General features: G+C 71.6%; 28 protein-coding genes. 15 read left to right on the forward strand and 13 right to left on the reverse strand.

The window, feature by feature from the left end:
- Position 1: 1 nt before the first annotated feature.
- Positions 2–1,438 carry an aldehyde dehydrogenase family protein gene (locus AC069X_RS01080; RefSeq protein ID WP_478723758.1) on the forward strand — a complete coding sequence of 479 codons (1,437 nt, stop codon included), beginning with the start codon at positions 2–4 and terminating at the stop codon, positions 1,436–1,438.
- On the forward strand, positions 1,431–2,342 hold the full coding sequence (locus tag AC069X_RS01085; RefSeq protein WP_478723759.1) for an aldehyde dehydrogenase family protein: 912 nt from the start codon (positions 1,431–1,433) through the stop codon (positions 2,340–2,342). The genes AC069X_RS01080 and AC069X_RS01085 overlap by 8 nt, the downstream gene beginning before the upstream one ends.
- A gap of 81 nt (positions 2,343–2,423) precedes the next feature.
- On the opposite strand, the gene AC069X_RS01090 is transcribed toward AC069X_RS01085, so the two are convergent.
- A complete protein-coding gene (locus AC069X_RS01090; RefSeq protein WP_478723761.1) occupies positions 2,424–2,798 on the reverse strand; it encodes a hypothetical protein in 375 nt (124 codons plus the stop codon).
- Between AC069X_RS01090 and AC069X_RS01095 the strand changes: the two genes are divergently transcribed.
- Positions 2,797–3,573, forward strand: a complete 777-nt coding sequence (locus AC069X_RS01095) for a uridine kinase family protein (protein WP_478723763.1) — start codon at positions 2,797–2,799, stop codon at positions 3,571–3,573. The two genes, AC069X_RS01090 and AC069X_RS01095, sit on opposite strands and share 2 nt — an antisense overlap.
- A 133-nt stretch (positions 3,574–3,706) precedes the next feature.
- Here AC069X_RS01095 and AC069X_RS01100 read toward each other — a convergent pair whose 3' ends face one another.
- Positions 3,707–4,411, reverse strand: coding sequence for a SigE family RNA polymerase sigma factor (locus tag AC069X_RS01100; protein WP_478723765.1), 705 nt, complete (start codon positions 4,409–4,411; stop codon positions 3,707–3,709).
- Between the two features lie 203 nt (positions 4,412–4,614).
- Between AC069X_RS01100 and afsQ1 the strand changes: the two genes are divergently transcribed.
- The 3 genes from afsQ1 to AC069X_RS01115 are packed head-to-tail and all read left to right on the forward strand — an operon-like array spanning position 4,615 to position 7,410.
- Positions 4,615–5,292, forward strand: coding sequence for a two-component system response regulator AfsQ1 (gene afsQ1, locus AC069X_RS01105; protein ID WP_405979037.1), 678 nt, complete (start codon positions 4,615–4,617; stop codon positions 5,290–5,292).
- Complete coding sequence (locus tag AC069X_RS01110; protein ID WP_478723767.1) at positions 5,289–6,779, forward strand: sensor histidine kinase; 1,491 nt, start codon at positions 5,289–5,291, stop codon at positions 6,777–6,779. The genes afsQ1 and AC069X_RS01110 overlap by 4 nt, the downstream gene beginning before the upstream one ends.
- Positions 6,760–7,410, forward strand: a complete 651-nt coding sequence (locus AC069X_RS01115) for a hypothetical protein (protein ID WP_478723769.1) — start codon at positions 6,760–6,762, stop codon at positions 7,408–7,410. The genes AC069X_RS01110 and AC069X_RS01115 overlap by 20 nt, the downstream gene beginning before the upstream one ends.
- Before the next feature lie 640 nt (positions 7,411–8,050).
- On the opposite strand, the gene AC069X_RS01120 is transcribed toward AC069X_RS01115, so the two are convergent.
- Genes AC069X_RS01120 through AC069X_RS01130 form a run of 3 tightly spaced genes read right to left on the reverse strand, consistent with a single transcriptional unit; the run spans position 8,051 to position 9,686 of the window.
- Complete coding sequence (locus tag AC069X_RS01120) at positions 8,051–8,908, reverse strand: helix-turn-helix domain-containing protein (protein ID WP_478723771.1); 858 nt, start codon at positions 8,906–8,908, stop codon at positions 8,051–8,053.
- A 27-nt stretch (positions 8,909–8,935) separates the two neighbouring features.
- The gene (locus AC069X_RS01125; RefSeq protein WP_478723773.1) at positions 8,936–9,454 is read right to left on the reverse strand and encodes a DUF6879 family protein; all 519 of its coding nucleotides are present in this window, start codon (positions 9,452–9,454) and stop codon (positions 8,936–8,938) included.
- Complete coding sequence (locus AC069X_RS01130; RefSeq protein ID WP_478724333.1) at positions 9,429–9,686, reverse strand: hypothetical protein; 258 nt, start codon at positions 9,684–9,686, stop codon at positions 9,429–9,431. Before AC069X_RS01130 ends, AC069X_RS01125 begins: the two co-directional genes overlap by 26 nt.
- Before the next feature lie 288 nt (positions 9,687–9,974).
- On the opposite strand from AC069X_RS01130, the gene AC069X_RS01135 reads away from it, so the two are divergent.
- The 3 genes from AC069X_RS01135 to AC069X_RS01145 are packed head-to-tail and all read left to right on the forward strand — an operon-like array spanning position 9,975 to position 10,938.
- Positions 9,975–10,193 (forward strand): hypothetical protein, encoded by a 219-nt coding sequence (locus tag AC069X_RS01135; RefSeq protein WP_478723775.1) that lies wholly within the window; start codon positions 9,975–9,977, stop codon positions 10,191–10,193.
- An 8-nt stretch (positions 10,194–10,201) separates the two neighbouring features.
- Positions 10,202–10,633 carry a glycine-rich domain-containing protein gene (locus tag AC069X_RS01140; RefSeq protein ID WP_478723777.1) on the forward strand — a complete coding sequence of 144 codons (432 nt, stop codon included), beginning with the start codon at positions 10,202–10,204 and terminating at the stop codon, positions 10,631–10,633.
- Positions 10,630–10,938: a hypothetical protein gene (locus AC069X_RS01145; RefSeq protein ID WP_478723778.1), complete on the forward strand. Its 309-nt coding sequence runs from the start codon at positions 10,630–10,632 to the stop codon at positions 10,936–10,938. The genes AC069X_RS01140 and AC069X_RS01145 overlap by 4 nt, the downstream gene beginning before the upstream one ends.
- 696 nt (positions 10,939–11,634) lie before the next feature.
- Here the strand turns inward: AC069X_RS01145 and AC069X_RS01150 are convergent.
- From AC069X_RS01150 to AC069X_RS01160, 3 genes are all read right to left on the reverse strand, one after another.
- Positions 11,635–13,281 (reverse strand): phospho-sugar mutase, encoded by a 1,647-nt coding sequence (locus AC069X_RS01150; protein ID WP_478723780.1) that lies wholly within the window; start codon positions 13,279–13,281, stop codon positions 11,635–11,637.
- Between the two features lie 55 nt (positions 13,282–13,336).
- Complete coding sequence (locus AC069X_RS01155; RefSeq protein WP_478723781.1) at positions 13,337–14,143, reverse strand: purine-nucleoside phosphorylase; 807 nt, start codon at positions 14,141–14,143, stop codon at positions 13,337–13,339.
- 124 nt (positions 14,144–14,267) lie between these two features.
- Entirely contained in the window at positions 14,268–14,705 is a 438-nt protein-coding gene (locus AC069X_RS01160; RefSeq protein ID WP_007266087.1) for a gamma-glutamylcyclotransferase family protein, read from the reverse strand.
- 162 nt (positions 14,706–14,867) lie between these two features.
- Here AC069X_RS01160 and AC069X_RS01165 point away from each other — a divergent pair, with 162 nt between their 5' ends.
- Positions 14,868–16,307: an NAD(P)H-quinone dehydrogenase gene (locus AC069X_RS01165; RefSeq protein WP_285545541.1), complete on the forward strand. Its 1,440-nt coding sequence runs from the start codon at positions 14,868–14,870 to the stop codon at positions 16,305–16,307.
- A gap of 234 nt (positions 16,308–16,541) precedes the next feature.
- Entirely contained in the window at positions 16,542–17,486 is a 945-nt protein-coding gene (locus tag AC069X_RS01170) for a DeoR/GlpR family DNA-binding transcription regulator (RefSeq protein ID WP_478724335.1), read from the forward strand.
- Between the two features lie 252 nt (positions 17,487–17,738).
- On the opposite strand, the gene AC069X_RS01175 is transcribed toward AC069X_RS01170, so the two are convergent.
- Positions 17,739–19,502, reverse strand: coding sequence for an acetyl/propionyl/methylcrotonyl-CoA carboxylase subunit alpha (locus tag AC069X_RS01175; RefSeq protein WP_478723783.1), 1,764 nt, complete (start codon positions 19,500–19,502; stop codon positions 17,739–17,741).
- A gap of 390 nt (positions 19,503–19,892) precedes the next feature.
- Here AC069X_RS01175 and AC069X_RS01180 point away from each other — a divergent pair, with 390 nt between their 5' ends.
- On the forward strand, positions 19,893–20,336 hold the full coding sequence (locus AC069X_RS01180) for a hypothetical protein (RefSeq protein ID WP_478723785.1): 444 nt from the start codon (positions 19,893–19,895) through the stop codon (positions 20,334–20,336).
- Here AC069X_RS01180 and AC069X_RS01185 read toward each other — a convergent pair.
- The 4 genes from AC069X_RS01185 to AC069X_RS01200 form a co-directional block, all read right to left on the reverse strand.
- On the reverse strand, positions 20,317–20,925 hold the full coding sequence (locus AC069X_RS01185) for a Maf family protein (protein ID WP_478723787.1): 609 nt from the start codon (positions 20,923–20,925) through the stop codon (positions 20,317–20,319). The two genes, AC069X_RS01180 and AC069X_RS01185, sit on opposite strands and share 20 nt — an antisense overlap.
- Before the next feature lie 37 nt (positions 20,926–20,962).
- Positions 20,963–21,097, reverse strand: a complete 135-nt coding sequence (gene mmpB / locus AC069X_RS01190; RefSeq protein ID WP_260613863.1) for a morphogenic membrane protein MmpB — start codon at positions 21,095–21,097, stop codon at positions 20,963–20,965.
- Positions 21,098–21,189: 92 nt separating this feature from the next.
- Positions 21,190–21,402: an acyl-CoA carboxylase epsilon subunit gene (locus AC069X_RS01195; protein ID WP_478724337.1), complete on the reverse strand. Its 213-nt coding sequence runs from the start codon at positions 21,400–21,402 to the stop codon at positions 21,190–21,192.
- A gap of 21 nt (positions 21,403–21,423) precedes the next feature.
- A complete protein-coding gene (locus AC069X_RS01200) occupies positions 21,424–23,016 on the reverse strand; it encodes an acyl-CoA carboxylase subunit beta (RefSeq protein ID WP_478723789.1) in 1,593 nt (530 codons plus the stop codon).
- A gap of 131 nt (positions 23,017–23,147) precedes the next feature.
- Here AC069X_RS01200 and AC069X_RS01205 point away from each other — a divergent pair, with 131 nt between their 5' ends.
- The 3 genes from AC069X_RS01205 to AC069X_RS01215 all read left to right on the forward strand — a co-directional run bounded on the left by AC069X_RS01205 (position 23,148) and on the right by AC069X_RS01215 (position 26,292).
- Positions 23,148–24,014 carry a biotin--[acetyl-CoA-carboxylase] ligase gene (locus AC069X_RS01205; RefSeq protein ID WP_478723791.1) on the forward strand — a complete coding sequence of 289 codons (867 nt, stop codon included), beginning with the start codon at positions 23,148–23,150 and terminating at the stop codon, positions 24,012–24,014.
- Between the two features lie 289 nt (positions 24,015–24,303).
- A complete protein-coding gene (locus tag AC069X_RS01210; protein ID WP_478723793.1) occupies positions 24,304–25,461 on the forward strand; it encodes an adenylate/guanylate cyclase domain-containing protein in 1,158 nt (385 codons plus the stop codon).
- 27 nt (positions 25,462–25,488) lie between these two features.
- Positions 25,489–26,292 carry an enoyl-CoA hydratase/isomerase family protein gene (locus AC069X_RS01215; protein WP_478723794.1) on the forward strand — a complete coding sequence of 268 codons (804 nt, stop codon included), beginning with the start codon at positions 25,489–25,491 and terminating at the stop codon, positions 26,290–26,292.
- Positions 26,293–26,343 lie beyond the last annotated feature (51 nt).

The following is a 26,343-nucleotide window of genomic DNA, read 5'->3' on the forward strand; positions in this document are numbered from 1 at the left end:
CATGGCATCCCTCTTCGAGTACGCACCGGCCCCCGAGTCCCGCTCGGTCGTCGACATCGCACCCTCCTACGGGCTCTTCATCGACGGCGAGTTCACCGACGCCGCCGACGGCAAGGTCTTCAAGACCGTCAGCCCCTCCAGCGAGGAGGTGCTGGCCGAGGTCGCCCAGGCCGGCGCCGCCGACGTCGACCGCGCCGTCAAGGCCGCCCGCAAGGCCTTCGAGAAGTGGTCCGCGCTGCCCGGCTCCGAGCGCGCCAAGTACCTCTTCCGCATCGCCCGGATCATCCAGGAGCGCAGCCGCGAGCTCGCCGTCCTGGAGACCCTGGACAACGGCAAGCCGATCAAGGAGACCCGCGACGCGGACCTCCCGCTCGTCGCCGCGCACTTCTTCTACTACGCGGGCTGGGCCGACAAGCTCGACCACGCCGGCTACGGCGCGAACCCGCGCCCCCTCGGCGTGGCCGGCCAGGTCATCCCGTGGAACTTCCCGCTGCTGATGCTCGCGTGGAAGATCGCCCCGGCCCTCGCCACCGGCAACACGGTCGTGCTGAAGCCGGCGGAGACCACCCCCCTCTCGGCGCTGTTCTTCGCGGACATCTGCCGCCAGGCCGGCCTCCCCAAGGGCGTCGTCAACATCATCCCCGGCTACGGGGACGCGGGCGCCGAACTCGTCGCGCACCCGGACGTCAACAAGGTCGCCTTCACCGGCTCCACCGCGGTCGGCAAGGCCATCGCCCGCCAGATCGCCGGCACAGACAAGAAGGTCACCCTGGAGCTGGGCGGCAAGGGCGCCAACATCGTCTTCGACGACGCCCCGGTCGACCAGGCCGTCGAGGGCATCGTCAACGGCATCTTCTTCAACCAGGGCCAGGTCTGCTGCGCGGGCTCCCGCCTGCTGGTCCAGGAGTCGATCCACGACGAACTGCTCGACTCCCTCAAGCGCCGCCTCTCCACGCTGCGCCTGGGCGACCCGCTCGACAAGAACACCGACATCGGCGCGATCAACTCCGCCGAGCAGCTCGCCCGGATCACCGCCCTCGCGGAGACCGGCGAGGCCGAGGGCGCCGAGCGCTGGTCCCCGGCGTGCGAGCTGCCGTCCGCCGGCTACTGGTTCGCCCCGACGCTCTTCACGAACGTCACCCAGGCGCACACCGTCGCCCGCGACGAGATCTTCGGACCGGTCCTGTCCGTCCTGACCTTCCGCACCCCCGACGAGGCCGTCGCCAAGGCCAACAACAGCCAGTACGGCCTCTCCGCCGGCATCTGGACGGAGAAGGGCTCCCGCATCCTCGCGGTCGCGGGCAAGCTCCGCGCGGGCGTCGTCTGGGCCAACACGTTCAACAAGTTCGACCCGACCTCGCCCTTCGGCGGCTACAAGGAGTCGGGCTTCGGCCGCGAAGGCGGCCGCCACGGCCTGGAGGCTTACCTCGATGTCTGAGTCGACCACGCGTCTGAACGTCTTCAAGACCTACAAGCTGTACGTCGGGGGCAAGTTCCCCCGCTCCGAGAGCGGCCGGGTGTACGAGGTGAGCGCGCAAACGTCGTCGGGCGGCAAGGGCAAGTGGCTGGCCAACGCCCCGCTGTCCTCCCGCAAGGACGCCCGTGACGCGGTCGTCGCGGCCCGCAAGGCCTTCGGCGGCTGGGCCGGCGCCACCGCCTACAACCGCGGCCAGATCCTCTACCGCATCGCCGAGATGCTGGAGGGCCGCCGCGACCAGTTCGTCCGCGAGGTCGGCGACGCCGAAGGACTGTCCAAGTCGAAGGCCGCCGCCGTCGTCGACGCGGCCATCGACCGCTGGGTCTGGTACGCGGGCTGGACCGACAAGATCGGCCAGGTCGTGGGCGGGGCCAACCCCGTCGCGGGCCCCTTCTTCAACCTCTCCACCCCGGAGCCGACCGGCGTCGTCACCGTCGTCGCCCCGCAGCAGTCGTCCTTCCTCGGCCTCGTCTCCGTGATCGCCCCGGTCATCGCGACCGGCAACACCGCCGTCGTCATCGCCAGCGAGAAGGCACCGCTCCCCGCCCTCTCCCTGGGCGAGGTGCTCGCCACCTCCGACCTGCCCGGCGGCGTCGTCAACATCCTGTCCGGCAAGGCCGCCGAGATGGGCCCCCACCTGGCGGCCCACCAGGACGTCAACGCGATCGACCTGGCGGGCGCCGACGCCGACCTCGCCAAGGAACTGGAGATCGCGGCGGCGGACAACCTCAAGCGCGTCCTGCGTCCACAGCCTGTGGACGACTGGACCGCCGACCCGGGCACCCACCGGATGACCGCCTTCCTGGAAACCAAGACGGTCTGGCACCCGACGGGCTCGCTGGGCTCGGGCGGTTCCTCGTACTAGCACCACCCGCGTGCGGCAACCACCCCGCGTGAGACCGGCCCTGGCGGCGACCCCCGTGCCGCCAGGGCCTTCACGCGTCCGCTACGCCTTCGGCAGGACCGGCCCGAGCAGCGAGGACACCGCCGCCGTCGGCAGCTCCTTGACCGACGGACCCTGCGTCAGGATCCCCGTCACCATCGTCGTGCCCACCGCCGGGAAGTCCGCGACCTTCGTCGCCACCCCGTTGTCCAGCGGATCCACCCCGGTGTTCGCCAGCGGGTTCACCTTCAGGTTCCCGACCGGATCGGCGACCCCGGCCACCGCCGCCTGGAGATCGGTCTCCGCCGCCTGGAGGTGCGTCTGCGAGGCCTGCGCCCCGCCGGCCGCCATCGCCAGGGCCGCCCCGGCCATCGACAGGCTCAGGCCGGCGGCGCGGAGCCGCTGCGGAGACGGTTCGGATGCTGCGTGACGTGCCATGGTTCCCGCCTGTGGTCGTAGTCGCGTGCGCACACAGAGTAGTGGAGGCGGGATCCCGGATTCCAACCCGCCGTGTGAGACCGGTCGCAGGGGCTGTCGGCAGTGTGTTGATACGCCGGGTAATGCCTCACACTGGTCTCCCGTGAGCTGTTCATCTCCCCTTCCCACGCGCGTCGTGCTGCTGACCGGTCCCTCGGGTTCCGGCAAGTCCTCGCTCGCGGCCCGGTCGGGCCTCCCCGTACTGCGCCTGGACGACTTCTACAAGGAAGCCGCGGACCCCACGCTCCCCCTGGTCGAAGGCAGCTCCGACATCGACTGGGACTCACCGCTCTCCTGGGACGCCGACACCGCCGTCGCCGCCATCGCGGAACTCTGCGCCTCCGGCCGCACCGACGTCCCCGTCTACTCCATCGCCACGTCCTCCCGGACCGGCACGGAAACCCTGGACATCGACCGCACCCCGCTGTTCATCGCGGAAGGCATCTTCGCCGCCGACATCGCCGCCCGCTGCCAGGAACTCGGCCTGCTCGCCGACGCCATCTGCCTGCGCGGCCGGCCCTCGACCACCTTCCGCCGCCGCCTCCTGCGCGACCTGCGCGAAGGCCGCAAGTCCCTGCCCTTCCTGCTGCGCCGCGGCTACCGCCTGATGCGCGCCGAACGCGGCATCGTCGCCCGCCACGTCGGCCTCGGCGCCCACGCCTGCGGCCGCGACGAAGCCCTCGGCCGACTGGCCGCCGCGGCCGCAGGCCGCCACCGCACCCCCACCGCGCTCTGACCCGCAGCGGCGACCCGTACCAAGTGAAAAGGCGGGATCACGCGGACCCCCGGCCGCTTGATCCCGCCTCTTCTCCCCCTGCGGCCCCCGCCCCACCCCCGTAGGACGGACCCCCTGGCCCCATGGTCTCTGGTTACGCGACGAGCTCCCCGAAGGACTCCGACTCGTCACGCCCGAAGCTCAGCACCTCGTCCTCCCGCAGCCGGCGCAGCGACCGCCAGATGCTCGACTTCACGGTGCCGACGCTGATCCCCAGGATCTCCGCGATCTCCGGGTCCGTACGGCCCTCGTAGTAGCGCAGCACCAGCATCGTGCGCTGCGGCTCCGGAATCCGGGCCAGCGCCTGCCACAGCACCGCACGCAGCTCCGTACCCCGCATCGCGTCCGTGTCGGAGGCCGTCTCCGGCAGCTCCTCCGTCGGGTACTCGTTCAGCTTCCGCCGACGCCACGCCGAAATGTGCAGGTTGGTCATCGTGCGGCGCAGGTACCCGCCCACCGCCGCCTTGTCACTGATCCGGTCCCAGGCGCGGTACGTGGAGAACAGCGCGCTCTGCAACAGGTCCTCGGCCTCGTGACGGTCACCGGTGAGGTGGAAGGCCGTCGCGTACAGCGCCGCCCGCCGCTCCTGCACGTACGCCGTGAACTCCGCCTCCGAAGAGGAGGACGGGGCCTGCGTGCCGCGCTGCGCGGGAACCGCCTGGTACTGCTTCGCGTCAATGGCTGTGACGTGTGCCGGCCGCTGACGGGCGACCGTCACCGTACGGACACCCGCCCGGCGGTTCACATCGTGCAGCCGCGTGACAACCGCGCTGGTCGTGGTGCTGTGCAGCGTGTTCATCTCGCGCCCCCCGTCGTGGAGTCTGCTTCGGTCCGTCGTGTCGATGAGAAAAGACTGCCCGCCGGGTATAACCAGGGTGTCCGCCGACTGTCACAGGCCTGTCACAGCCACCCGTGCCCCGGCCAATGGCGCGATCCCGCCCCTCACGGCCATCTCCGTCCGGACGGTCGAAGTGCGCACGGACCATGGGACAGAATGAGCCCGTGCCTTTCCTGTTGCTGATCGAGGACGACGACGCCATCCGCACGGCCCTCGAACTCTCCCTGACCCGCCAGGGCCACCGAGTGGCCACCGCGGCGACGGGCGAGGACGGCCTGAAACTGCTGCGCGAGCAGCGGCCGGACCTGATCGTTCTGGACGTCATGCTGCCCGGGATCGACGGCTTCGAGGTGTGCCGGCGGATCCGCCGCACCGACCAGCTGCCGATCATCCTGCTCACCGCGCGCAGCGACGACATCGATGTCGTCGTGGGCCTGGAGTCCGGCGCGGACGACTACGTGGTCAAGCCCGTCCAGGGACGGGTGCTCGACGCCCGCATCCGGGCCGTGCTGCGCCGCGGCGAACGCGAGGCGAGCGACTCCGCCACCTTCGGCTCCCTGGTCATCGACCGGGCCGCCATGACGGTCACGAAGAACGGCGAAGACCTCCAGCTCACCCCGACCGAACTGCGCCTGCTGCTGGAACTCAGCCGCCGGCCCGGCCAGGCGCTCTCCCGCCAGCAGCTGCTGCGGCTCGTCTGGGAGCACGATTACCTCGGCGACTCGCGCCTCGTCGACGCCTGCGTACAGCGGCTGCGCGCCAAGGTCGAGGAAGTGCCCTCCTCGCCCACGCTCATCCGTACCGTCCGGGGTGTCGGCTACCGGCTGGACTCCCCGCAGTGACCGAGGCCCTCTTCACGGGCCGGCGCTGGACCAGCCTGCGGCTGCGCCTGCTCGTGGTGTTCGCGCTGGTCGCGCTGACCGCCGCGGTCTCCGCGTCCGGCATCGCGTACTGGCTCAACCGCGAAGCCGTGCTCACCCGCACCCAGGACGCGGCCCTCGGCGACTTCCGCCAGGAGATGCAGAACCGGGCAGCGGCCCTGCCCGTGGACCCGACACCCGACGAGATACAGCGCACCGCCGAACTGATGGCGGGCAGCAGCCCCGGCTACAGCGTGCTGCTCGTCCACGAACGCAAGGACGGGCGCAAGGTGATCGGCGCCGCGGGCGCCGTCCCCTTCGGGCTGAACGACGTACCGAAGTCCCTCCAGCACGCCGTCAACGACCGCCAGAAGACCACCGCGGCCAACGACGCCGAGTACCACATGTACTGGCAGCGGACGAAGCCGCAGGGCAACCCGTACCTGGTCGGCGGCACCCGCATCGTCGGCGGCGGACCCACCGGCTACATGTACAAGTCCCTCGCCACCGAACGCGACGACCTCAACGCGCTGGGCTGGTCGCTGACCATCGCCACTGGCCTGGCACTGCTCGGATCGGCACTGCTCGCGCAGGGCGCGGCACGGACCGTCCTCAAGCCCGTACAGCGGCTCGGGGACGCGGCGCGACGCCTCGGCGAAGGCGAACTGGACCACCGGCTCGATGTGTCCGGGACGGATGAACTGGCCGACCTGTCACGGACCTTCAACCGGACGGCGGAGGCCCTGGAGAAGAAGGTCGCCGACATGAGCGCCCGCGAGGAGGCCAGTCGGCGCTTCGTGGCGGACATGTCGCACGAACTGCGCACACCGCTGACGGCACTGACGGCGGTCGCCGAGGTGCTGGAGGAGGAGGTCGAGGACCTCGACCCGATGATCGCCCCGGCGGTCGGCCTCGTCGTCAGCGAGACGCGCCGGCTGAACGACCTCGTGGAGAACCTGATGGAGGTCACCCGCTTCGACGCGGGAACAGCCCGGCTGGTGCTCGACGACGTGAACGTCGCCGACCAGGTCACGGCGTGCATCGACGCCCGCGCCTGGCTGGACGCCGTCGAACTCGACGCCGGACGCGGGATCGTGGCCCGGCTCGACCCGCGCCGCCTCGACGTCATCCTCGCCAACCTCATCGGCAACGCCCTCAAGCACGGCGGCTCGCCGGTGCGGGTGTCGGTGTGCGTCGAGGGGGAATGGCTGGTCATCGCGGTCAGGGACAACGGGCCGGGCATCCCGGAGGACGTGCTGCCGCACGTCTTCGACCGCTTCTACAAGGCGAGCGCGTCCCGGCCGAAATCGGACGGCAGCGGGCTGGGCCTTTCGATCGCGATGGAGAACGCCCACATTCACGGCGGCGACATCACGGCCGCCAACGGGCCGGAAGGCGGGGCCGTGTTCACGCTGCGGCTCCCGATGGACGTGGGGGCGGTGATCGCCGGTGGCGGCGTGGACGCGTAGGGCTGCGACGCTGGCCGTGGGGGCCGCGGGGGTGCTCGCCCTGTCCGGGTGCGGCATCCGGGCCACGACCGTACCGGTCGACGTGGGCCCGGCCCCGTCCCGGGTGTCGTGCGAGACCACCGGACAGCCGGCGGGGGCGAGCGGGGTCCAGGGCTTCCGCGCCACGGTGGAGCTGGTCTGCGGATCGCAGCTGGTGGGCGTGGAACGGGTGGTTCCCGTACCCGAGAAGAGGGCCTCGCGGGACCCCCTGGTGCTCGTCGCGCAGGCGCTGCTGGAGGAACTCGAACGCACCCCGTCCGGGGAGGAACGGGACGGGGGTTTCACCACCAGCGTCCCCGACCAGCTGTCGGCGTCCCCGGCGCGGCCCGGCGACCCGGCGGGAACGCTGCGGCTCAGCCGCAAGCCGGAGGACCTCCCGCCGGTGGCGCTGGCGCAGATCGTGTGCACCCTGTCGGCGAGCGACGCCGTCTCGGCCGGCCCGGGCCCGGTGGTCCTCGGCGGCCCGGACGCCGACCCGCCGCGCGCGTGGGAGTGCACGGACGCGGTCAGGTCGAGGCCCGAGTCGGTCCCGACCCTGGGCGACCTGGCGTCGCCATCGCCTTCGCCTTCGCCTTCGCGGTCGGGGTCGTAGGGGGCTTGCGGCGCGGGCGGGCTATCACCCCCGCGAGGGGGTGGGGGCGGGTCGGCGGCTGCCCACCCGCCCCCTGGGTGCGGGTGGGTGGCAGGGGGCGGTAGCCCGTTGGCCCGGGTCGGGGAGGGTGCTGGGGGTTTCCCGTCAGTCCCATCGTCGTTCCGTGTCGTGCCGGCCTGTCAAGGGCGCTCCCTTCGGTCGCGTCACTGCGTGATCGCCTTCGGCGACCCTTGACAGGCCGTCCCGCCCCGGAAAGCCGAAAGACTGCCGGGAAGCCCCCAAAGGAACGGTCACGGGGCAGAAGAGGGAGGGACGGGCCTGTCATGGACGAGACGAGGGGCCGGGCCTCGGCCTGCCGGGCATCCGGGCCCTCAGAGGCCATGATCCGGGGCCACAGGGGCTCTACCTGCACGGAAGGACGACAGGAGCATCCTGCGGGCCACCCAGACGCGACAGATCGCTACGCGCTCCTCTCGGCTTGGCGTCCGGCGGCCCGTCTGGGGCTGATACCCGCACTGGAGGACGACCAGAGCAGCCCAGGTCGCAGGGTGGGCGCGACAGATCGCTAAACGCTTCTCCGATCTCGGCGGCCGACAGCCGGTTCGGGGTCACTGGCCGATGGTCTCCTCGAAGGGAACTGTCAGTCCTTGCCGAGTGCCTCGATTGCCTTGACGATCAAGGAGCGGGCGTGCGCGCCGTACACGGCCATGGACCGGAGTTGTTCGAAGGCATTGAGATAGACGGCGATCTCCGACGGCTGGGTGATGTTGACCTCTGCGGAGAGGAGTTCCACCGATACGAGGGTGTCGTCGTAGACGTGGAAGGTCTCCACGGGCCACATCGACCGGGGGTTGACCGACGTGGGAATGATGCCGAGGGATACGGCCGGCAGCGCTCCGGCTGTGAGGAGGTAGCCGAGCTGGGCGGCTGAGGCCGCTGGGTCACCCATGCGGTAGTGCAGGGCGGCTTCCTCGACGACCAGGACGGCCCGGCGTCCCGGCCTGTGGATGACGCGTGAGCGCTCGACACGGGCGCGGGCGGCCTCCAGTCCACCATCCGGATATCCCCTGAACGCGGCGATGGTGCTGAGCAGCGCGCCGGCGTAGCCCTCGGTCTGGAGGAGGCCCGGCACAAGGGTGGAGGAGTAGATCCGGAAGAGCTGAGTGTCTTCGAAGAACTGAGCCCATGACTCCTGGAGCTTCTTGAGGCCGCCTCCGACCTGGTGTCGCCACTCGTTGTACAGGGTCTCGGCGTTGATGGACTGGGCGATGAGGTCAGTGGCCTCGTTCGGCAGTCCGCAGGCACGGCACCAGTGCCTTATGTCGCGGGCCGAGGGAGCTGTGCGGGCGTTTTCGATCCGGGACGTCTTGGAGTGGTGCCAGCCGCAGGCCTCCGCCAGTTCCGCGACGGTGAGTCCCGCGCCCCTGCGCAGGTCGCGAAGCCGTGCTGCGACGGCTGCGCGGGCTGCCTGCGCAGAGGACGAGGGAGAGATGGGCATCAGTTGTCGGACCGGTTTCCTGCGTCTTCAGACTTTGTAATCGTCGTGGGGGATCGCACGTGCCCAGACCGCGTCGAACGCCTGGGTGCACAGTTTCGCGGAGACCGGGTCGTTGGTGATCTCCTCGCCCAGGGACGATCCGTCCCCGGAGAAGTGGTTCCAGTGGACCCACTCACCGTCGAACAGCCAGAAATCGTTACCCGGCAGCGCGATGTCCGACGCGTGGCGGCGCGGTAGCCAACGCACCTGCTCACCGGCAGCGACGTTGGTGAAGGTGCCGTCGTACAGGAATCGTGTGTACTCGCTGACGGGCTCCGACACGATCCGGGCCCGCCGGATGACAGCGCCACGGCCGACGGTTTCCGCGATCAGGTCCAGCCATGGACGCCACCAGGAATCCCTGTCGGCCGGATCGTGCCGGAAGCCCTGTCGCCAGTCCGAGAATGGGCCCTCTTCGTAGTCGACGGCGTACGAGTCGCGCATCTCCAGGTGTACAGCCGTCGCGCATCCGGCCATCAGCTCATCGAACGTGGGCGTCGAGGACATCACAGGCCTCCCTGACGATGTGGAGCATGCGGGCAGGGATCCTGATCACGGCCTCCCCCTCGGGAATTCCCTTCGCGTGACCGGGGACTTCGGTGGCTGCGCACTCCGCCTCCAGGTCCGGGCTCGGCTTCCACCCCTGGAGTACCAGCTCGTGGTGTTCCACGTCAGCCCAAACGGTCGGGCTCTGCTTGTCCCCGGTGTCGGGGTCAATGCCTACGAACACTAACTCCACGTCAGCCTCCGATAGCGTGTGTATTTCTCCGGCTGTCGGGTCAAGCATCAAGCCCTTGGTGCGGTGAAAGCCACTGCCTGGCGACGTGTGTGCACAAATCTGCACACGGCTGGCGATCGTGCCGGCCCTCGCGGCAGGCTGGCGTGCACACCAACCGATGACGTCGGCAGGGAGAGACCCCATGGCCCGCCGCATCACCCACGGCTGCGCCCATCAGCCTTGACCAGACGATTCCCGAGTGACGGTTCGGCAGGGAGCGGTTCCTCGGTTGCGGTGAGGAGTCGGCCGATGAGTGAGCAGTACGAGTACGTCCCCCATCGGCTTCTGCGCCGCCGGGTCCGGGACATCGCTTCCGGTACCGAGGGGGTGCTGATGGCGGTGATCAACGAGAACGTCTCCGACACCGGTATCGAGCGCTGGATGGAGCTGGCCTACATCCGGGGCGCCTCCGGCCGTGAGTTCACCACCGCCGTCACCAACGTCGAGCCGGCGGTCCACCGATCTTGAGGAGCGACATGTCCACTCCGCCCCCGCCCCCGTGCGGCACCAAGCCGCACCGCCCGCCCACGCCCGCCCTGACCAACGCGCAGTTCGACGCGGTCCGCGCCACCGTCCTGGACGACAACCCCGGCATGGAACCCGCGCTGGCGGCCCGGATCGTCACCGAAGCCTTGAAGTTCGTCGCCACGGCCGCCCAGACCGGCGACGACATGACGCCCTCCCGGCTCGTGGACAAGGGCTGGCACGCCCTCATCCTCCACACCGCCCTCTACAACCAGCTCTGCACCGACCTGGGCGGATTCGTCGACCACTACCCCGCCTACCAGGGTCCGGAGGACTCCCAGGACACGATCGGCCGGACCATCAGGTCGATCGAAGGGGCCGGATTCTTCGTGGACCGACAGCTCTGGAACGAACCCGCACCCATCCTGGCCGCCCAGCGGTGATCTCCACCGAGTTCACGACCACCTCAACCGACGTCGTGACCTGCGAGGCCTGCTGGCGAAACCCCGTCCAGGCCGCCCGCACCACCCACAACCCCCGCCGCGACCTGCTCTGCGTCCCCTGCGCCCAACAAAACAGCCCCGTCCGGGTCGCCCTCTTCCCGCCCCTGGGCATCTACAAGCTCACCTGGAGGACCATCACCATGGGAAAGCACCGCAACCCCGGCTACCCCGAACAACCCCCCAACCCCGGCCCCCCACTCCCCTCACCCCCACCCACTCCGACCCCCGGACGCCCACCGGTCTAGCGCCCTGACGCGCCGCAGGTGCCGGAATCAGCCCCGGACGGCCGCCGGACGCCAATCCGGGAGGAGCGCGTAGCGATCTGCCGCGTCTGCCGGCTCCCAGGTCGATCTGTTCGTCCTCTACGGCAGGTATCAGCCCCGGACGGTCGTCGGACGCTTGGCCGGGAGGAGCGTGTAGCGATCTGTCGCGCTTGGGTGGTCCGCAGGTCGCTCTGGTCAACCTCCCTTGCAGGTAGCCGGGCCCCCGGCCCTGAATCAGTGCTCAAGGCCGCCCGGATGCCCGGCGGCCGGCTCCCGGCCCCTCGTCTGGTCTCTGAGGGACCCGTCCCTGTCTCTTCTGCCCGGTGACCGTTCTTTTGGGGGGTTTCCCGGCAGTCTTTCGGCTTTCCGGGGCGGGTCGGCCTGTCAAGGGTCGCCGAAGGCGATCACGCAGTGACGCGACCGCAGGGAGCGCCCTTGACAGGCCGGCACGACACGGAACGACGATGGGACTGACGGGAAACCCCCAGCACCTCCCTGAGACGGCCCAAGGGGGTACGGCCCCCCTCCCACCCACCCGCACCCGGGGGGTGGGTGGGCAGCCGCCGACCCGCCCCAGGGGGTCGAGGGGGCGATGGTCGGCCCGCGCCGTGGGCCGCGTACGCCGACGGCCCCCTCAGCCAAGGCTGAGGGGGCCGTCGGGGCGCGGGGTCGGTGGGGTCAGAGGCCCATGGACGCCGCGAGGTCCTTCTTGATGCCGTCCAGGATCTCCTGGCCGCGCGTGCGGGCGCTCGCGAGGTCGGAGGCTTCGGCCACCGGGACCACGACCTCCAGGTAGCACTTGAGCTTCGGCTCCGTGCCGGAGGGGCGGCAGATGACGCGGGCCTTGTAGTCGCCGTCCAGGTAGTAGCGCAGGCCGTCCGTGGGCGGGAGGGCGGCCGAGCCGACCGACAGGTCCTCCGCCGAGACCACCCGCAGGCCCGCGAGGGAGACCGGCGGCTGGGCGCGCAGCTGCGCCATGGCGTTGGCGATGACGGACAGGTCCGAGACGCGGACCGACAGCTGGTCGGTGTGGTGCAGGCCGTGGGCCATCGCCAGGTCGTCCAGCAGGTCGGTCAGGGTGCGCCCCTGCTCCTTGAGCTTCGAGGCGAGCTCGGCCACCAGCAGGGCGGCGGTGATGCCGTCCTTGTCGCGGACGCCCTCGGGGTCCACGCAGTAGCCGAGGGCTTCCTCGTAGCCGTAGCGCAGGCCGTCGACGCGGGCGATCCACTTGAAGCCGGTGAGGGTCTCCTCGTAGCCGACGCCCGCCGCCTCCGCGATCCGCCCGAGCAGGGAGGACGAGACGATGGACTCGGCGAAGACCCCGGTGGCGCCCTTGTGGACCAGGTGGGCCGCCAGCAGCGCGCCGACCTCGTCGCCGCGCAGCATGCGCCAGCCGCCGTTGTCGGGGACGGCGACCGCGCAGCGGTCGGCGTCCGGGTCGTTGGCGATCACGATGTCCGGCTGGACCTCGGCGGCCTTCGCGAAGGCCAGGTCCATGGCGCCCGGCTCCTCCGGGTTCGGGAACGCGACCGTCGGGAAGGCCGGGTCGGGTTCGGCCTGCTCGGCGACGAGCACCGGCTCGGGGAAGCCGTGGCGGGCGAAGGCGGCGAGGACGACGTCCTTGCCGACGCCGTGCATGGCCGTGTAGACGGTCCGCACGCCCCGGGGGGACCCGGGGGTCAGGACGGCGTCCGTGCGCGCCAGGTAGGCCTCCAGGACCTCCTCGTCGAGCTGCAGCCAGCCGTCCGGGGGCTGCGGTACGTCGGCCAGCGCGCCGACGGCCGCGATCTGCGCCGCGATCTCGGTGTCCGCGGGGGAGACGATCTGCGAGCCGTCGCCGAGGTAGACCTTGTAGCCGTTGTCCCGGGGAGGGTTGTGGCTGGCGGTCACCTCGACGCCGGCGACGGCGCCGAGGTGCCTTATGGCGTACGCGAGGACGGGCGTCGGCAGGGGCCGGGGCAGGACGGCCGCGCGCAGTCCGGCGCCGGTCATCACGGCGGCGGTGTCGCGGGCGAAGTCCGCCGACTTGTAGCGCGCGTCGTAGCCGACGACGACGAGGCCGCCGTCGTGGCCCTGGGCCTTCAGGTAGGCCGCGAGGCCCGCCGCGGCGCGGATGACCACGGAGCGGTTCATCCGCATCGGGCCGGCGCCGATCTCGCCGCGCAGTCCGGCGGTGCCGAACTGGAGCGTGCCGGAGAAGCGGTCCGCGAGTTCGGCCGTGTCGCCCGCGTCGATCAGGGCCGCGAGCTCCGCCGCCGTCTCCGGGTCGGGGTCCTCGGCCAGCCAGGCGCGGGCCCGGGTGAGGAGGTCGTCCTGTTCCTGCACTGCTTCCGCCTTACCTCTCGTACGTCGTCGTCGATCGTCTGCCGTCGGCCGCCGATCAGATGCGGGCGAGGACCTGCGTCAGCAGCGTGCCCATGCGGGCGGCGGAGTCGCGGCCGGCCTGGAGGACCTCTTCGTGGTTCAGCGGCTCGCCCGACAGGCCCGCGGCCAGGTTGGTGACGAGGGAGATGCCGAGCACGTCCGCGCCGGCCTCGCGGGCGGCGATGGCTTCGAGCACGGTGGACATGCCGACCAGGTCGGCGCCCATGACACGGATCATGTTGATCTCGGCCGGGGTCTCGTAGTGCGGGCCGGGGAACTGGACGTAGACGCCCTCTTCGAGGGTCGGGTCGATCTCCTTGCACATCGCGCGCAGCTTCGGCGAGTACAGGTTGGTGAGGTCCACGAAGTTCGCGCCGACGATCGGCGAGGTGGCCGTCAGGTTGAGGTGGTCGCTGATCAGGACCGGCTGGCCGGGCTTCATGCCCTCGCGGAGACCGCCGCAGCCGTTGGTGAGGACGACGGTCTTGCAGCCGGCGGCGACGGCGGTGCGCACGCCGTGGGCGACGGCGGCGACGCCGCGGCCCTCGTAGTAGTGAGTCCGGCCGAGGAAGACCAGGGCGCGCTTGTCGCCGATCTTGTACGAGCGGATCTTGCCGCCGTGGCCCTCGACGGCGGCGGGCGGGAAGCCGGGCAGCTCGGTGACGAGGAACTCGGACTCGGGGGCGCCGAGCGCCTCTGCGGCGGGGGCCCAGCCGGAGCCCATGACGAGGGCGACATCGTGGGATTCGACGCCGGTGAGCTCGCGGAGGCGGGCGGCGGCGGCGTCGGCGGCGGCGAAGGGGTCGGTAACAGATGCGTTCACGCAGACGAGCGTAGCCGCTTATCGCCTACGCGCGTAGATGGCGCAGCTCACGGTCTTCGGATCGTTGCCTTGTCGTTTCCGCCGAATCGTCCCGCTCCGCCCGCACGGGCGGGCCTCGGAGGCCTCAGCAGGGGCGCTTGCGCAGTTCCATGACGTAGTCGTGCGGCGCGCCCGCGGACTCGGCGGCGTCCGCGATCTCGCCCAGGTAGCGCGCCGACGGAAGCCCGCCCTCGTATCCGTTGAGGACGTAGCACCAGGCCGCCTCCTCGCCGTCCAGGGTGTGGACGCGGATCCGCATGCGGCGGTAGATGTCCAGGCCGACTCCCTCCCAGCGGTCCATCGAGTCCTCGTCGAGCGGGGCGATGTCGTACAGCGCGACGAAGACCTGCTGGCGGGGGGCCTCCACGATGGTGGCGAGGGCGCCCTCCCAGCCCATCTGCTCGCCGCCGAAGGTCAGACGCCAGTCGTTGATCCAGCCCGTGCCGCGCAGCGGTGAATGGGGAGCGCGGCGCGTCATCAGCCGCGGGTCGAGGTTGCCGGCGTACGCGGCGTAGAGCGACATGAGGTCGAGGGTACGGGAGGCTCGCCCCGGGCCGCGTGTCCGGATGGTGCGAGCACCTTGATGCGTGCGGGACAATGGGGCACGGAATGCATCCCCCGGGGAGACCCCCCGGAACACCGGCCGGGGCGGCAGCCGGCCGGGTAGACGTGAGGCGGACTTTTCGTGACCCGGATCGTGATCATCGGCGGCGGACCCGGCGGGTATGAGGCGGCCCTGGTGGGGGCCCAGCTCGGCGCGGAGGTGACCGTCGTCGACTGCGACGGTCTGGGAGGGGCGTCGGTACTGACCGACTGCGTGCCCTCGAAGACCCTCATCGCGACCGCGGAGGTCATGACCACCTTCGACTCGTCGTACGAGGAACTGGGGATCGTCGTCGCGGACGACACCCCGCACATCGAGCAGGCCGCGCGCGTCGTCGGCGTCGACCTCGGCAAGGTGAACCGGCGCGTGAAGCGCCTCGCGCTGGCGCAGTCCCACGACATCACCGCCTCCGTGACCCGCGCGGGCGCCCGCGTCATGCGCGGCCGCGGCAAGCTCGGCGGCCCGCAGGGCATCGACGGCACGCGGGACGTCATCGTCACCGCCGCCGACGGCACGGAGACGATCCTCACGGCCGACGCCGTACTGATCGCCACCGGCGGCACCCCGCGCGAGATCCCGGACGCGATGCCCGACGGGGAGCGGATCCTGAACTGGACCCAGGTCTACGACCTGGAGGAGCTCCCCGAGGAGCTCATCGTCGTCGGCTCCGGTGTGACCGGTGCCGAGTTCGCCGGCGCGTACCAGGCGCTGGGCTCCCGGGTGACCCTGGTGTCCTCGCGCGACCGCGTGCTGCCGGGCGAGGACCCGGACGCGGCCGCGGTCCTGGAGGACGTCTTCCGCCGCCGCGGCATGAACGTCATCGGCCGTTCGCGCGCCGAGTCCGCCAAGCGGGTGGGCGACCGGGTCGAGGTCACCCTCTCCGACGGCCGCGTGATCACGGGCACCCACTGCCTGATGGCGGTCGGCGCGATCCCGAACACCAAGGACATGAACCTGGAGGAGTCCGGGGTCCGGCTCAAGGAGTCGGGGCACATCTGGACGGACAAGGTGTCGCGCACGTCCTCGCCGGGCGTGTACGCCGCCGGTGACGTCACCGGGATCTTCGCGCTCGCCTCCGTCGCCGCCATGCAGGGGCGCATCGCGATGTACCACTTCCTCGGCGACGCGGTGGCCCCGCTGAACCTGAAGACGGTCTCCTCGAACGTCTTCACCGACCCGGAGATCGCCACCGTCGGCTACACGCAGGCCGATGTGGACGCCGGCAAGATCGACGCCCGGGTCGTGAAGCTGCCGCTGCTGCGCAACCCGCGCGCGAAGATGCAGGGCATCCGGGACGGCTTCGTGAAGCTGTTCTGCCGCCCGGGCACCGGGATCGTGGTGGGCGGCGTCGTCGTCTCGCCGCGAGCGAGCGAGCTGATCCACCCCATCTCGATCGCCGTCGACAACAACCTGACGGTCGAGCAGATCGCAAACGCGTTCACCGTGTACCCCTCGCTGTCCGGATCGATCGCCGAAGTGGCCCGGCAGTTGCACACCCGTAAGGCCGGCGGCGAGGCGTAGGGCTCACCGCTCCCGGCTCAACCGCCCCTTCCCGTACGCGGGTTGGGGCGGAAGTCGAGGTGGGGCGGGGGTGGGCGGCCGTGGCTGCCGGAAGAGGGCCCGGCGTGTATACCACTAGTCGGGCCGCCGTATGGACAACTTCGGTATTCCGGCGCAAGGAGCTGAAAGCAGACGGTCGTTGGGGTTACTGTCAGTTTCGTGTTCGCTGCTGAACGTCGCCAATTGATCCTCGAAATGGTGCGGGCCAACGGTGCGGTATCGCTCCGTGAGCTCGCCCGCGTCGTCCAGACCTCCGAAGTGACCGTACGGCGGGACGTGCGGGCACTGGAGGCAGAAGGACTCCTCGACCGCCGCCACGGCGGTGCGGTCTTGCCGGGCGGTTTCACGCGGGAGTCCGGCTTTCCGCAAAAGTCCCATCTCGCGACGGCGGAGAAGACCGCCATCGCCGATGTCGCCGCCGGCCTCGTCGAAGAAGGCGAGGCCGTCGTCGTCGGCGCCGGCACCACGACCCAGGAGCTGGCCCGCCGGCTCGCGCGGGTGCCCGGTCTGACCGTCGTCACCAACTCGCTGCTCGTCGCCCAGGCGCTGGCGCACGCCAACCGGGTGGAGGTGGTGATGACCGGCGGCACGCTGCGCGGCTCCAACTACGCCCTCGTCGGCAGCGGCGCCGAGCAGTCCCTCCAGGGGCTGCGGGTCTCCCGGGCCTTCCTGTCCGGGAGCGGCCTGACCGCCGAGCGCGGGCTGTCCACGTCCAACATGCTCTCCGCGAGCGTGGACCGGGCGCTGGTGCAGGCGGCCGCGGAGGTCGTCGTACTGGCCGACCACACGAAGCTCGGCACGGACACGATGTTCCAGACGGTGCCGACGGACGTGATGACGCGGCTGGTGACGGACGAGCCCCCGCAGCACGACGAACGGGCCGCCACCGAGCTCCAGGCGCTGGCCGACCAGGGCGTGCAGATCACGGTGGCCGGCTCGGCGCCGGTCGCCGGGGGCGGCGGGCACGGCGGGCACGGCGGTGCCGGGGACGGGATGCCGGGGCGCAGGCCGCGCCGGGAGTCCCCGCTGCCGGTGCAGCGGCGCGGCGGGCCGACGGCGCAGCTGCGCAGTGCGCCCGCGTCGCTGCTGGAGCAGCAGGCCGGGGAGCGGGCGCGGGTCGCGGACATGCGGCGTCGCTAGCCGCTCGGGGGTGGCGGTGCCCTGCGGGGCCGTCCCCTACCCGCCCCTCTCCCGCTCACCGGGGCTGCGCCCCGGACCCCCTTCCGGGGGCTCCGCCCCCAGGCCCCCGCGCCTCAAACGCTGGCGGGGCTGGAGGGTGCGGCTCAAACGCCGGCGGGGCTGGAGGGTGCGGCTCGGACGCCGGCGGGGCTGGATGCGCGTTGGCCCCCGCCCGGGATGCCCGGGCGGGGGCCAACGCGTGAGCGGGTGGCGTCAGTCCTTGATCTCGCAGATCGTGGCGCCGGAGGTGAGGGACGCGCCGACCTCGGCGGTCAGGCCCACGATGGTGCCGGAGCGGTGCGCGTTCAGCGGCTGCTCCATCTTCATCGCCTCCAGGACGACGACCAGGTCGCCCTCGTTGACCTGCTGGCCCTCCTCGACCGCGACCTTGACGATCGTGCCCTGCATCGGCGACGCGAGCGTGTCGCCGGAGGCGGCCGGGCCGGACTTCTTGGCGGCGCGGCGCTTCGGCTTGGCACCGCCGGCGGCGGCCGTGCGGGCCAGGGTCATGCCCAGCGAGGACGGGAGGGAGACCTCCAGGCGCTTGCCGCCGACCTCGACGACGACGGTCTCACGGCCCGGCTCGTCCTCGGTCTCCTCGGCCGCCGGAGCGGCGAAGGGCTTGATCTCGTTGACGAACTCCGTCTCGATCCAGCGGGTGTGGACCTTGAACGGGGTGCCGTCGGCCGGGGCGAAGGCCGGGTCGGCGACGACCGCGCGGTGGAAGGGGATGGCGGTGGCCATGCCCTCCACGTTGAACTCCGCCAGGGCGCGCGCGGCACGCTGGAGGGCCTGCTCGCGGGTGGCGCCGGTGACGATCAGCTTGGCGAGCAGCGAGTCCCAGGCGGGGCCGATGACCGAGCCGGTCTCGACGCCCGCGTCCAGGCGGACGCCGGGGCCGGTGGGCGGGGCGAAGAGGGTGACGGTGCCCGGGGCGGGCAGGAAGCCCCGGCCCGGGTCCTCGCCGTTGATGCGGAACTCGAAGGAGTGGCCGCGCAGCTCGGGGTCGCCGTAGCCGAGCTCCTCGCCGTCGGCGATGCGGAACATCTCGCGGACCAGGTCGATGCCGGCGACCTCCTCGGTCACCGGGTGCTCGACCTGGAGGCGGGTGTTCACCTCCAGGAAGGAGATGGTGCCGTCGGTGCCGACGAGGAACTCGACGGTGCCCGCGCCGACGTAGCCGGCCTCCTTGAGGATGGCCTTGGACGCGGCGTACAGCTCGGCGTTCTGGGCTTCCGTCAGGAAGGGGGCCGGGGCCTCCTCGACGAGCTTCTGGTGGCGGCGCTGGAGGGAGCAGTCGCGGGTGGAGACGACGACCACGTTGCCGTGGGAGTCCGCGAGGCACTGGGTCTCGACGTGGCGCGGCCGGTCGAGGTAGCGCTCGACGAAGCACTCGCCGCGGCCGAAGGCGGCCACGGCCTCGCGCACGGCGGACTCGTACAGCTCCGGCACTTCTTCGAGGGTGCGGGCGACCTTGAGGCCGCGGCCGCCACCGCCGAAGGCGGCCTTGATGGCGATGGGGAGGCCGTGCTCCCGGGCGAAGGCGACGACCTCGTCGGCCCCGGAGACGGGGTCGGGGGTGCCCGCGACGAGGGGGGCCCCGGCGCGCTGGGCGATGTGGCGGGCGGCCACCTTGTCGCCGAGGTCGCGGATGGCCTGCGGCGGCGGGCCGATCCAGGTCAGGCCGGCGTCGATCACGGCCTGGGCGAAGTCGGCGTTCTCGGAGAGGAAGCCGTATCCGGGGTGGATGGCGTCCGCTCCGGAGTCCGCGGCGGCCTGCAGGACCTTCGCGATGTCGAGGTAGCTGGCCGCCGGGGTGTCACCGCCCAACGCGAAAGCTTCGTCTGCCGCGCGGACATGCAGGGCGTCCCGGTCCGGATCGGCGTAGACGGCTACGCTCGCGATTCCGGCATCCCGGCAGGCCCGAGCAACGCGGACAGCGATTTCGCCACGGTTGGCGATGAGCACCTTGCGCACGATGGCTCCCTCCTTGAAACAAGCTGAGTTTAGGGACTGCCGACACGGCCTTACGACCCTTCCCCGGTGGTGAGCTTGCCCACACGGAGCGTGATGCGAGTGCCCCTTGAGTGCGATGGCCCTTGTGTCGCCCCAGGTCAGGGAGATCCCCGACTGCACAGTAACCCCGTTGGGAGGGGAAGGTCTCTGTTCGGCGGGTCAGCCGCCCCCGCTGATTCTTTGTCGAGTCCCTACGAACGGCCTATGCATTCTTTGAGTGAGAGGCGTCACGGTCCGCCCGCGTGGCGGTTTCCCGTAACGAAGCGGGCCCGGACTCTTGTCCGAAGGTTTACTCGTTAGTAGCCTCCCAGGCGTCGAACACGCTTGTGGCGTGGGAGGGATGGGGGCGTCGTGCTGCGCAGAATCGTGGCGGGGCTCGCCGCGGTCGCGCTCGTCGCGGAAGCCGCCGTGCTCGCGCTCGCCCACCTCGTGCTGGGGCGGGTCGCCCAGGGGCAGTCGATGTCCATCGCGGGCATGGATCCCGATGTCATGTCCACGGCAACCTATGCCATGGGTGCCGGGACGGGCGCCTTCCTCCTGCTGTGCGCGGTCCTGGCCGCCGTCGCCGCCCTGCGCGACCGCCCGCCGGGCCGCCCCGCCCGCCTCCTGCTCGTCGCCGCCGCCGTCACCCACGGGGTGCTCGGCGCCCTCGCCGTCGGACTCGTCGGCTGGGGCGCCTTCGCGGCGACCATGGTGATCCTGTGCCTGCTCGTCCTGACCCTGATGCTCCACGCCCGGCCGGGACGGGAGCCCGCCGGGGACCCCGAGGGACGGCTCAGGCCCACAAGTCCGTGATGGACACGTCCAGTTCGCCCAGCAGGGAACGCAGCAGCGGCAGCGACAGCCCGATGACGTTGCCCGGGTCCCCGTCGATGCCGTCGATGAACGGCGCCGACAGCCCGTCCAGGGTGAACGCCCCGGCCACGTGCAGCGGCTCGCCGCTGGCCACGTACGCGGCCACCTCCGCGTCCGACGGCTCGCCGAAGCGGACCGTCGTGGAGGCCGTCGCCGAGACCTGACGGCCGGTCGCCGTGTCGATCACGCAGTGGCCCGTACGGAGGACCCCCGCGCGCCCGCGCATCGCCTTCCAGCGCGCCGTCGCCTCGGCCGCGTCCGCCGGCTTGCCCAGCGCCTCGCCGTCCAGCTCCAGCACCGAGTCGCAGCCGATCACCAGCGCGCCCGCGGCCTCCTCCAGGCCCGCCACCACGCCCGCCTTGGCCTCGGCCAGGGCCAGCGCCAGGCCGGCCGGTTCGTCGTGGTCCAGCGTGTCCTCGTCGAAGCCGCTGACGATCACGTGCGGGGCGAGCCCGGCCTGCCGCAGCAGGTTCAGCCGGGCGGGCGAGGCGGAGGCGAGGACGAGCGTGCGTACGGTCATGGGGGCCATCGTAGGGCGGCCGCCCGGGCCGCCACCCGGCCGTCCCTCAGAACGGCGGCACGCCGAGGACGTACACCGCGATCACCATCGCCAGGACGAGGACCACCAGCATCCGCCGGAGCATCGCCTGGGCGTCGCGCATGTCCTTCGGGGGCTCGTTCTTCGGGTCTGACCAGAGCATGCTCCGATCCTGGCCCCCGGTACGCCGGTGGCGCCTGAGTACGGGTACTCAGGCGCCACCGTCCGTTCGCGCCATCTTCCGGAACCCGGGGCTCAGCCCCGCCCCGGCCAGTACGTACGGCCCCACGCGCGCGGCCCGGGCAGCATCCGGTGCCGGCGGGCCACCCGGCTCGGCGAGGCCCACTCGTCCGGGATCCGGGGCGCGCCCGACGGGGCCGAGGCCAGCGCCGCAGCGCGCGCTTGGACCACCGCCAGTGCGGCGGCCAGCTCCTCGGGGGTCGGGTTGCCCTTGACGACCTTGATCACCACAGAGTCCTCCTGGAGGGCCTAGAGGGGGATGTTGCCGTGCTTCTTCGGGGGCAGCGACTCCCGCTTCGTGCGCAGCTGGCGCAGCCCCTTCACCACGTGCGCACGGGTCTCGGACGGCATGGTCACCGCGTCGATGTATCCGCGCTCGGCGGCCGTGTAGGGGTTGAGCAGGGTGTCCTCGTACTCGGTGATGAGCCGTGCCCGGGTCTCCTCCACCTCCTCCGGAGCGGCCTCCGCGAGGGTGCGCCGGTGCAGGATGTTCACCGCGCCCTGCGCGCCCATGACGGCGATCTGGGCGGTCGGCCAGGCCAGGTTCAGGTCCGCGCCGAGGTGCTTCGAGCCCATGACGTCGTAGGCGCCGCCGAAGGCCTTGCGGGTGATGACGGTGATGAGGGGGACGGTGGCCTCGGCGTACGCGTAGATCAGCTTCGCGCCGCGCCTGATGATTCCGTTGTACTCCTGGTCGGTGCCCGGCAGGAAGCCCGGGACGTCGACGAACGTCAGCACCGGGATGTTGAAGGCGTCGCACGTCCGGACGAACCGCGCGGCCTTCTCCGAGGCGTTGATGTCCAGGCAGCCGGCGAACTGCATCGGCTGGTTGGCGACGACGCCCACCGGGTGCCCCTCGACGCGGCCGAAGCCGGTGAGGATGTTCGGGGCGAACAGGGACTGGGTCTCCAGGAACTCCCCGTCGTCGAGGACGTGCTCGATAACAGTGTGCATGTCGTACGGCTGGTTCGCACTGTCCGGGATCAGGACGTCCAGCTCCAGGTCCGCGTCGGAGACCTCGGTGTCCGCCTCCTCCGGGAAGGCGGGCGGCTCGGAGAGGTTGTTCGACGGCAGGTACGCCAGCAGTGACTTGACGTACTCGATCGCGTCCTTCTCGTCACCGGCCATGTGGTGCGCGACGCCCGAGGTGGCGTTGTGGGTGCGCGCACCCCCCAGCTCCTCGAAGCCGACGTCCTCGCCGGTGACCGTCTTGATGACGTCCGGGCCGGTGATGAACATGTGCGAGGTCTGGTCGACCATGACCGTGAAGTCGGTGATGGCGGGGGAGTACACGGCGCCGCCGGCACAGGGCCCCACGACCAGGCTGATCTGCGGGATCACACCGGAGGCGTGGACGTTGCGGCGGAAGATCTCGCCGTACATGCCCAGCGCGCTGACACCCTCCTGGATGCGCGCGCCGCCGGAGTCGTTGATCCCGACGACCGGGCAGCCGGTCTTCAGGGCGAAGTCCATCACCTTGATGATCTTCTGGCCGTAGACCTCGCCGAGGGCCCCGCCGAAGACCGTGAAGTCCTGCGAGAACACGGCCACCGGGCGGCCGTCCACCGTGCCGTAGCCGGTGACGACGCCGTCGCCGTAGGGGCGGGTCTTCTCCAGGCCGAAGTTGGTCGACCGGTGGCGGGCGAACTCGTCCAGCTCTACGAAGGACCCCTCGTCCAGCAGCAGGGCCACGCGCTCACGCGCCGTCAGCTTGCCCTTCGCGTGCTGCTTCTCGACGGCCCGCTCGGAACCGGCGTGCGTGGCCTCCTCGACGCGGCGCCGCAGGTCCGCGAGCTTGCCCGCGGTCGTGTGGATGTCGATCGGCTCTGAGGGTTGGGACATCGGGGTCGCGGCTCCCTGTGTGGTGTCAACTGCCTGGTCAATTGATTGACTGCTGCTGGCTACTGGTGCGTAGCGTATCGGCGGGCATGGCGCTCGGCAGTGCGGCGTTTGACACACCTACATTTACTTGCATGACTCCACAAGATGCTTCAGCCGGAGCGGGTCAGGGCCGCTGGTCGAGCCTGGACCGCCCGCCCCTGAACGCCTCCGCGCTCACCAAGGCGCTCGTCACGCCGGACGGCCTGTGGACCTCCCTGGAGGTCGTCCCCGCCACCGGCTCCACCAACACCGATCTCGCGGCGCGGGCCGGCGAGCTGCCCGAGGGGGCCGTGCTGGTCGCCGAGGAGCAGACCGCCGGGCGGGGACGGCTCGACCGGACCTGGGTGGCCCCGCCGCGGTCGGGACTGTTCTTCTCCGTGCTGCTCAAGCCCGGGGCGGACGTACCGCAGGAGCGGTGGGGGTGGCTGCCGCTGCTGGCCGGAGTGGCCACGTCGGCCGGACTGTCGCGGGGCGCCGGGGTGGACACCGCGCTGAAGTGGCCGAACGACCTCCTGGTGAACGTGGAGGGGGAGGAGCGCAAGGCCGGCGGGATCCTCGCGGAGCGGGTCGAGGACGGGGTGGTCCTCGGGATCGGCCTCAACGTCACCCTCACGGAGGACGAGCTCCCCGTGCCGGCGGCCGGGTCGCTGGCCCTGGCCAAGGCGGCGGTCACCGACCGGGAGCCGCTGCTGAAGGCCGTGCTGCGCTCGCTTCAGGAGTGGTACGGCCGCTGGTGCGACGCGGGCGGCGACGCGGCCGACAGCGGGCTCCAGGAGGCGTACGCGGCCGGCTGCGCGACGCTGGGCCGGCACGTCCGCGCGGACCTGCCCGGCGGGCGGGAGCTCACCGGAACGGCCGAAGCGCTGGACGCGGACGGACGCCTGGTGATCCGTACGGCGGACGACGAGCGGGAGGCCGTGGGCGCGGGGGACGTCGTGCACCTGAGGTCCGTCCGCTGATACCGGGCCGGGGGCATTCGCCCCCTGCCCGGCCGAAGCCCGCCCGGGGCTCCTGAGCCGACGGGGCGCGCCTGGAGAACAGGTCCGAGCACGCGGAGGAAACCTGAGGTACGAAGGTTTTCGAGCACGTACGGACCTGCGAGCCGGGCTCCCGCGCCCCGGAGGCCGAGGAGCCTCCCCCGAGAGGGGGAGTGAGCTACGGCACACCTGCCGTATGGTTTAGGCGATCCCGGTCCTCCCGGCGATCACCCGGTTCGGCAGTGCGCACGGAATGGACAGGAGGCGGCCCTTGACCGTCGACGACCCTACGTCCAGCGCGTCCGCGTCCGGTCACCCGGGCAATCCGGGCACCCCGATCGGCCGGGACCAGCACACGCCGTTCCACGAGGTCGACCACGCGGCGCAGCCCACCGCCGACCCGCTCGCCATCCGGCTGGAGCAGCTGATCCTGGGCGCCGAACGGCGGTACACGCCGTTCCAGGCGGCCCGCAGCGCCGGCGTGTCGATGGAACTGGCCTCGCGTTTCTGGCGGGCCATGGGCTTCGCCGACATCGGGCAGGCCAAGGCGCTGACGGAGGCGGACGTACTGGCGCTGCGGCGCCTGGCGGGCCTGGTCGAGGCGGGGCTGCTGAGCGAGCCGATGGCGGTGCAGGTGGCGCGTTCCACCGGGCAGACCACCGCCCGGCTGGCCGAATGGCAGATCGACTCCTTCCTGGAGGGGCTGACGGAGCCCCCCGAGCCGGGCATGACCCGCACGGAGGTCACGTACCCGCTGGTCGAGCTGCTGCTGCCGGAGCTGGAGGAGTTCCTCGTCTACGTGTGGCGGCGCCAGCTCGCGGCGGCCACCGGCCGGGTGGTGCAGGTCGCGGACGACGAGGAGATGGTCGACCGGCGCCTCGCGGTGGGCTTCGCCGACCTGGTGGGCTTCACCCGGCTGACCCGGCGGCTGGAGGAGGAGGAGCTCGGCGAACTGGTCGAGGCCTTCGAGACGACGGCGGCGGACCTGGTCGCCGCGCACGGCGGCCGGCTGATCAAGACGCTGGGCGACGAGGTGCTGTACTGCGCCGACGACGCGGCGACGGCGGCGGAGATCGCGCTGCGCCTGATCGAGACCATGGAGGCCGACCCGCAGATGCCGGAGCTGCGGGTGGGCATCGCCTTCGGGACGGTGACGACCCGGATGGGCGACGTCTTCGGGACGACGGTGAACCTGGCGAGCCGGCTGACCTCCATAGCCCCGAAGGACGCCGTGCTCGTGGACGGGGCGATGGCCGAGGAGCTGAGCCGTACGGGGGCCGCGCCGAAGTCCGAGAAGGACGCCGAGAACGAGGAGGGCGGCGGCGCGTACCGCTTCGCGCTCCAGCCGATGTGGCAGCGGCCGGTGCGCGGACTGGGCGTCGTGGAGCCCTGGTCGCTGACGCGGAGGACACCTAAGATCCCGGGGTAACGATCGTTAACCGGGAGGGTGGCAGGGATGTCTGAGCAGCGCTTCGGCGAGTTCGTGGCGGTGCGGCGGCACGGTGACGGCGGTGTGGTCGCCGAGCTGGTGCTGGACCGGCCGAAGGCGATGAACGCCGTGTCCACGGAGATGGCCCGCTCGATCTCCGCCGCGTGCGACGCGCTCGCGGCGGACCCCGGCGTGCGGGTCGTCGTACTGAGCTCCACCCACGAGCGGGCGTTCTGCGTGGGCGCCGACCTCAAGGAGCGGAACTCCTTCTCCGACGCCGAGCTGGTACGGCAGCGGCCGACCACCCGGGGGGCGTACGGGGGCGTGCTGGAGCTGCCGATGCCGACGGTGGCGGCGGTGCACGGCTTCGCGCTGGGCGGCGGCTTCGAGCTGGCGCTGGCCTGCGACGTGATCGTGGCCGACGACACCGCCGTGGTCGGGCTGCCCGAGGTGTCGGTCGGAGTGATCCCGGGCGGCGGCGGTACGCAGCTCCTGCCGCGCCGGGTCGGTGCGGCGCGGGCCGCCGAGCTGATCTTCACGGCCCGCCGGGTGGAGGCGGCCGAGGCGCTGTCCCTCGGGCTGGTCGACGAGGTGGCCCCGGCGGGCGGGGACCGTGCGCGGGCCCTGGAACTGGCGGCGGCCATGGCGGCGAACTCCCCGGTCGGGCTGCGCGCGGCCAAGCGGGCGTTGCGGCTGGGGCACGGGATGGACCTGGCGGCGGGGCTGGAGATCGAGGACGCGGCCTGGCGGACGGTGGCCTTCTCCGGCGACCGGGCCGAGGGCGTGGCGGCGTTCAACGAGAAGCGCAAGCCGAACTGGCCGGGGGAGTAGGCGGCGGTCGCGTGGGGTGACCTCGCGTCACCCCATGTGGCACCAACTATC

It is taken from the genome of Streptomyces sp. NPDC043896 (assembly GCF_056435605.1).

Coding starts and splice junctions, on each gene's coding strand:
- AC069X_RS01205 (WP_478723791.1), top strand. CDS start 23,148: ATGACTCCACAAGATGCTTCAGCCGGAGCGGGTCAGGGCCGCTGGTCG.
- AC069X_RS01085 (WP_478723759.1), top strand. CDS start 1,431: ATGTCTGAGTCGACCACGCGTCTGAACGTCTTCAAGACCTACAAGCTG.
- AC069X_RS01100 (WP_478723765.1), bottom strand. CDS start 4,411: ATGAACACGCTGCACAGCACCACGACCAGCGCGGTTGTCACGCGGCTG.
- AC069X_RS01090 (WP_478723761.1), bottom strand. CDS start 2,798: ATGGCACGTCACGCAGCATCCGAACCGTCTCCGCAGCGGCTCCGCGCC.
- AC069X_RS01140 (WP_478723777.1), top strand. CDS start 10,202: ATGTCCACTCCGCCCCCGCCCCCGTGCGGCACCAAGCCGCACCGCCCG.
- AC069X_RS01160 (WP_007266087.1), bottom strand. CDS start 14,705: ATGTCGCTCTACGCCGCGTACGCCGGCAACCTCGACCCGCGGCTGATG.
- AC069X_RS01135 (WP_478723775.1), top strand. CDS start 9,975: ATGAGTGAGCAGTACGAGTACGTCCCCCATCGGCTTCTGCGCCGCCGG.
- AC069X_RS01120 (WP_478723771.1), bottom strand. CDS start 8,908: ATGCCCATCTCTCCCTCGTCCTCTGCGCAGGCAGCCCGCGCAGCCGTC.
- AC069X_RS01185 (WP_478723787.1), bottom strand. CDS start 20,925: ATGGCCCCCATGACCGTACGCACGCTCGTCCTCGCCTCCGCCTCGCCC.
- mmpB (WP_260613863.1), bottom strand. CDS start 21,097: ATGCTCTGGTCAGACCCGAAGAACGAGCCCCCGAAGGACATGCGCGAC.
- AC069X_RS01170 (WP_478724335.1), top strand. CDS start 16,542: ATGGTGCGGGCCAACGGTGCGGTATCGCTCCGTGAGCTCGCCCGCGTC.
- AC069X_RS01215 (WP_478723794.1), top strand. CDS start 25,489: ATGTCTGAGCAGCGCTTCGGCGAGTTCGTGGCGGTGCGGCGGCACGGT.
- AC069X_RS01200 (WP_478723789.1), bottom strand. CDS start 23,016: ATGTCCCAACCCTCAGAGCCGATCGACATCCACACGACCGCGGGCAAG.
- AC069X_RS01125 (WP_478723773.1), bottom strand. CDS start 9,454: ATGTCCTCGACGCCCACGTTCGATGAGCTGATGGCCGGATGCGCGACG.
- AC069X_RS01095 (WP_478723763.1), top strand. CDS start 2,797: ATGGTTCCCGCCTGTGGTCGTAGTCGCGTGCGCACACAGAGTAGTGGA.
- AC069X_RS01080 (WP_478723758.1), top strand. CDS start 2: ATGGCATCCCTCTTCGAGTACGCACCGGCCCCCGAGTCCCGCTCGGTC.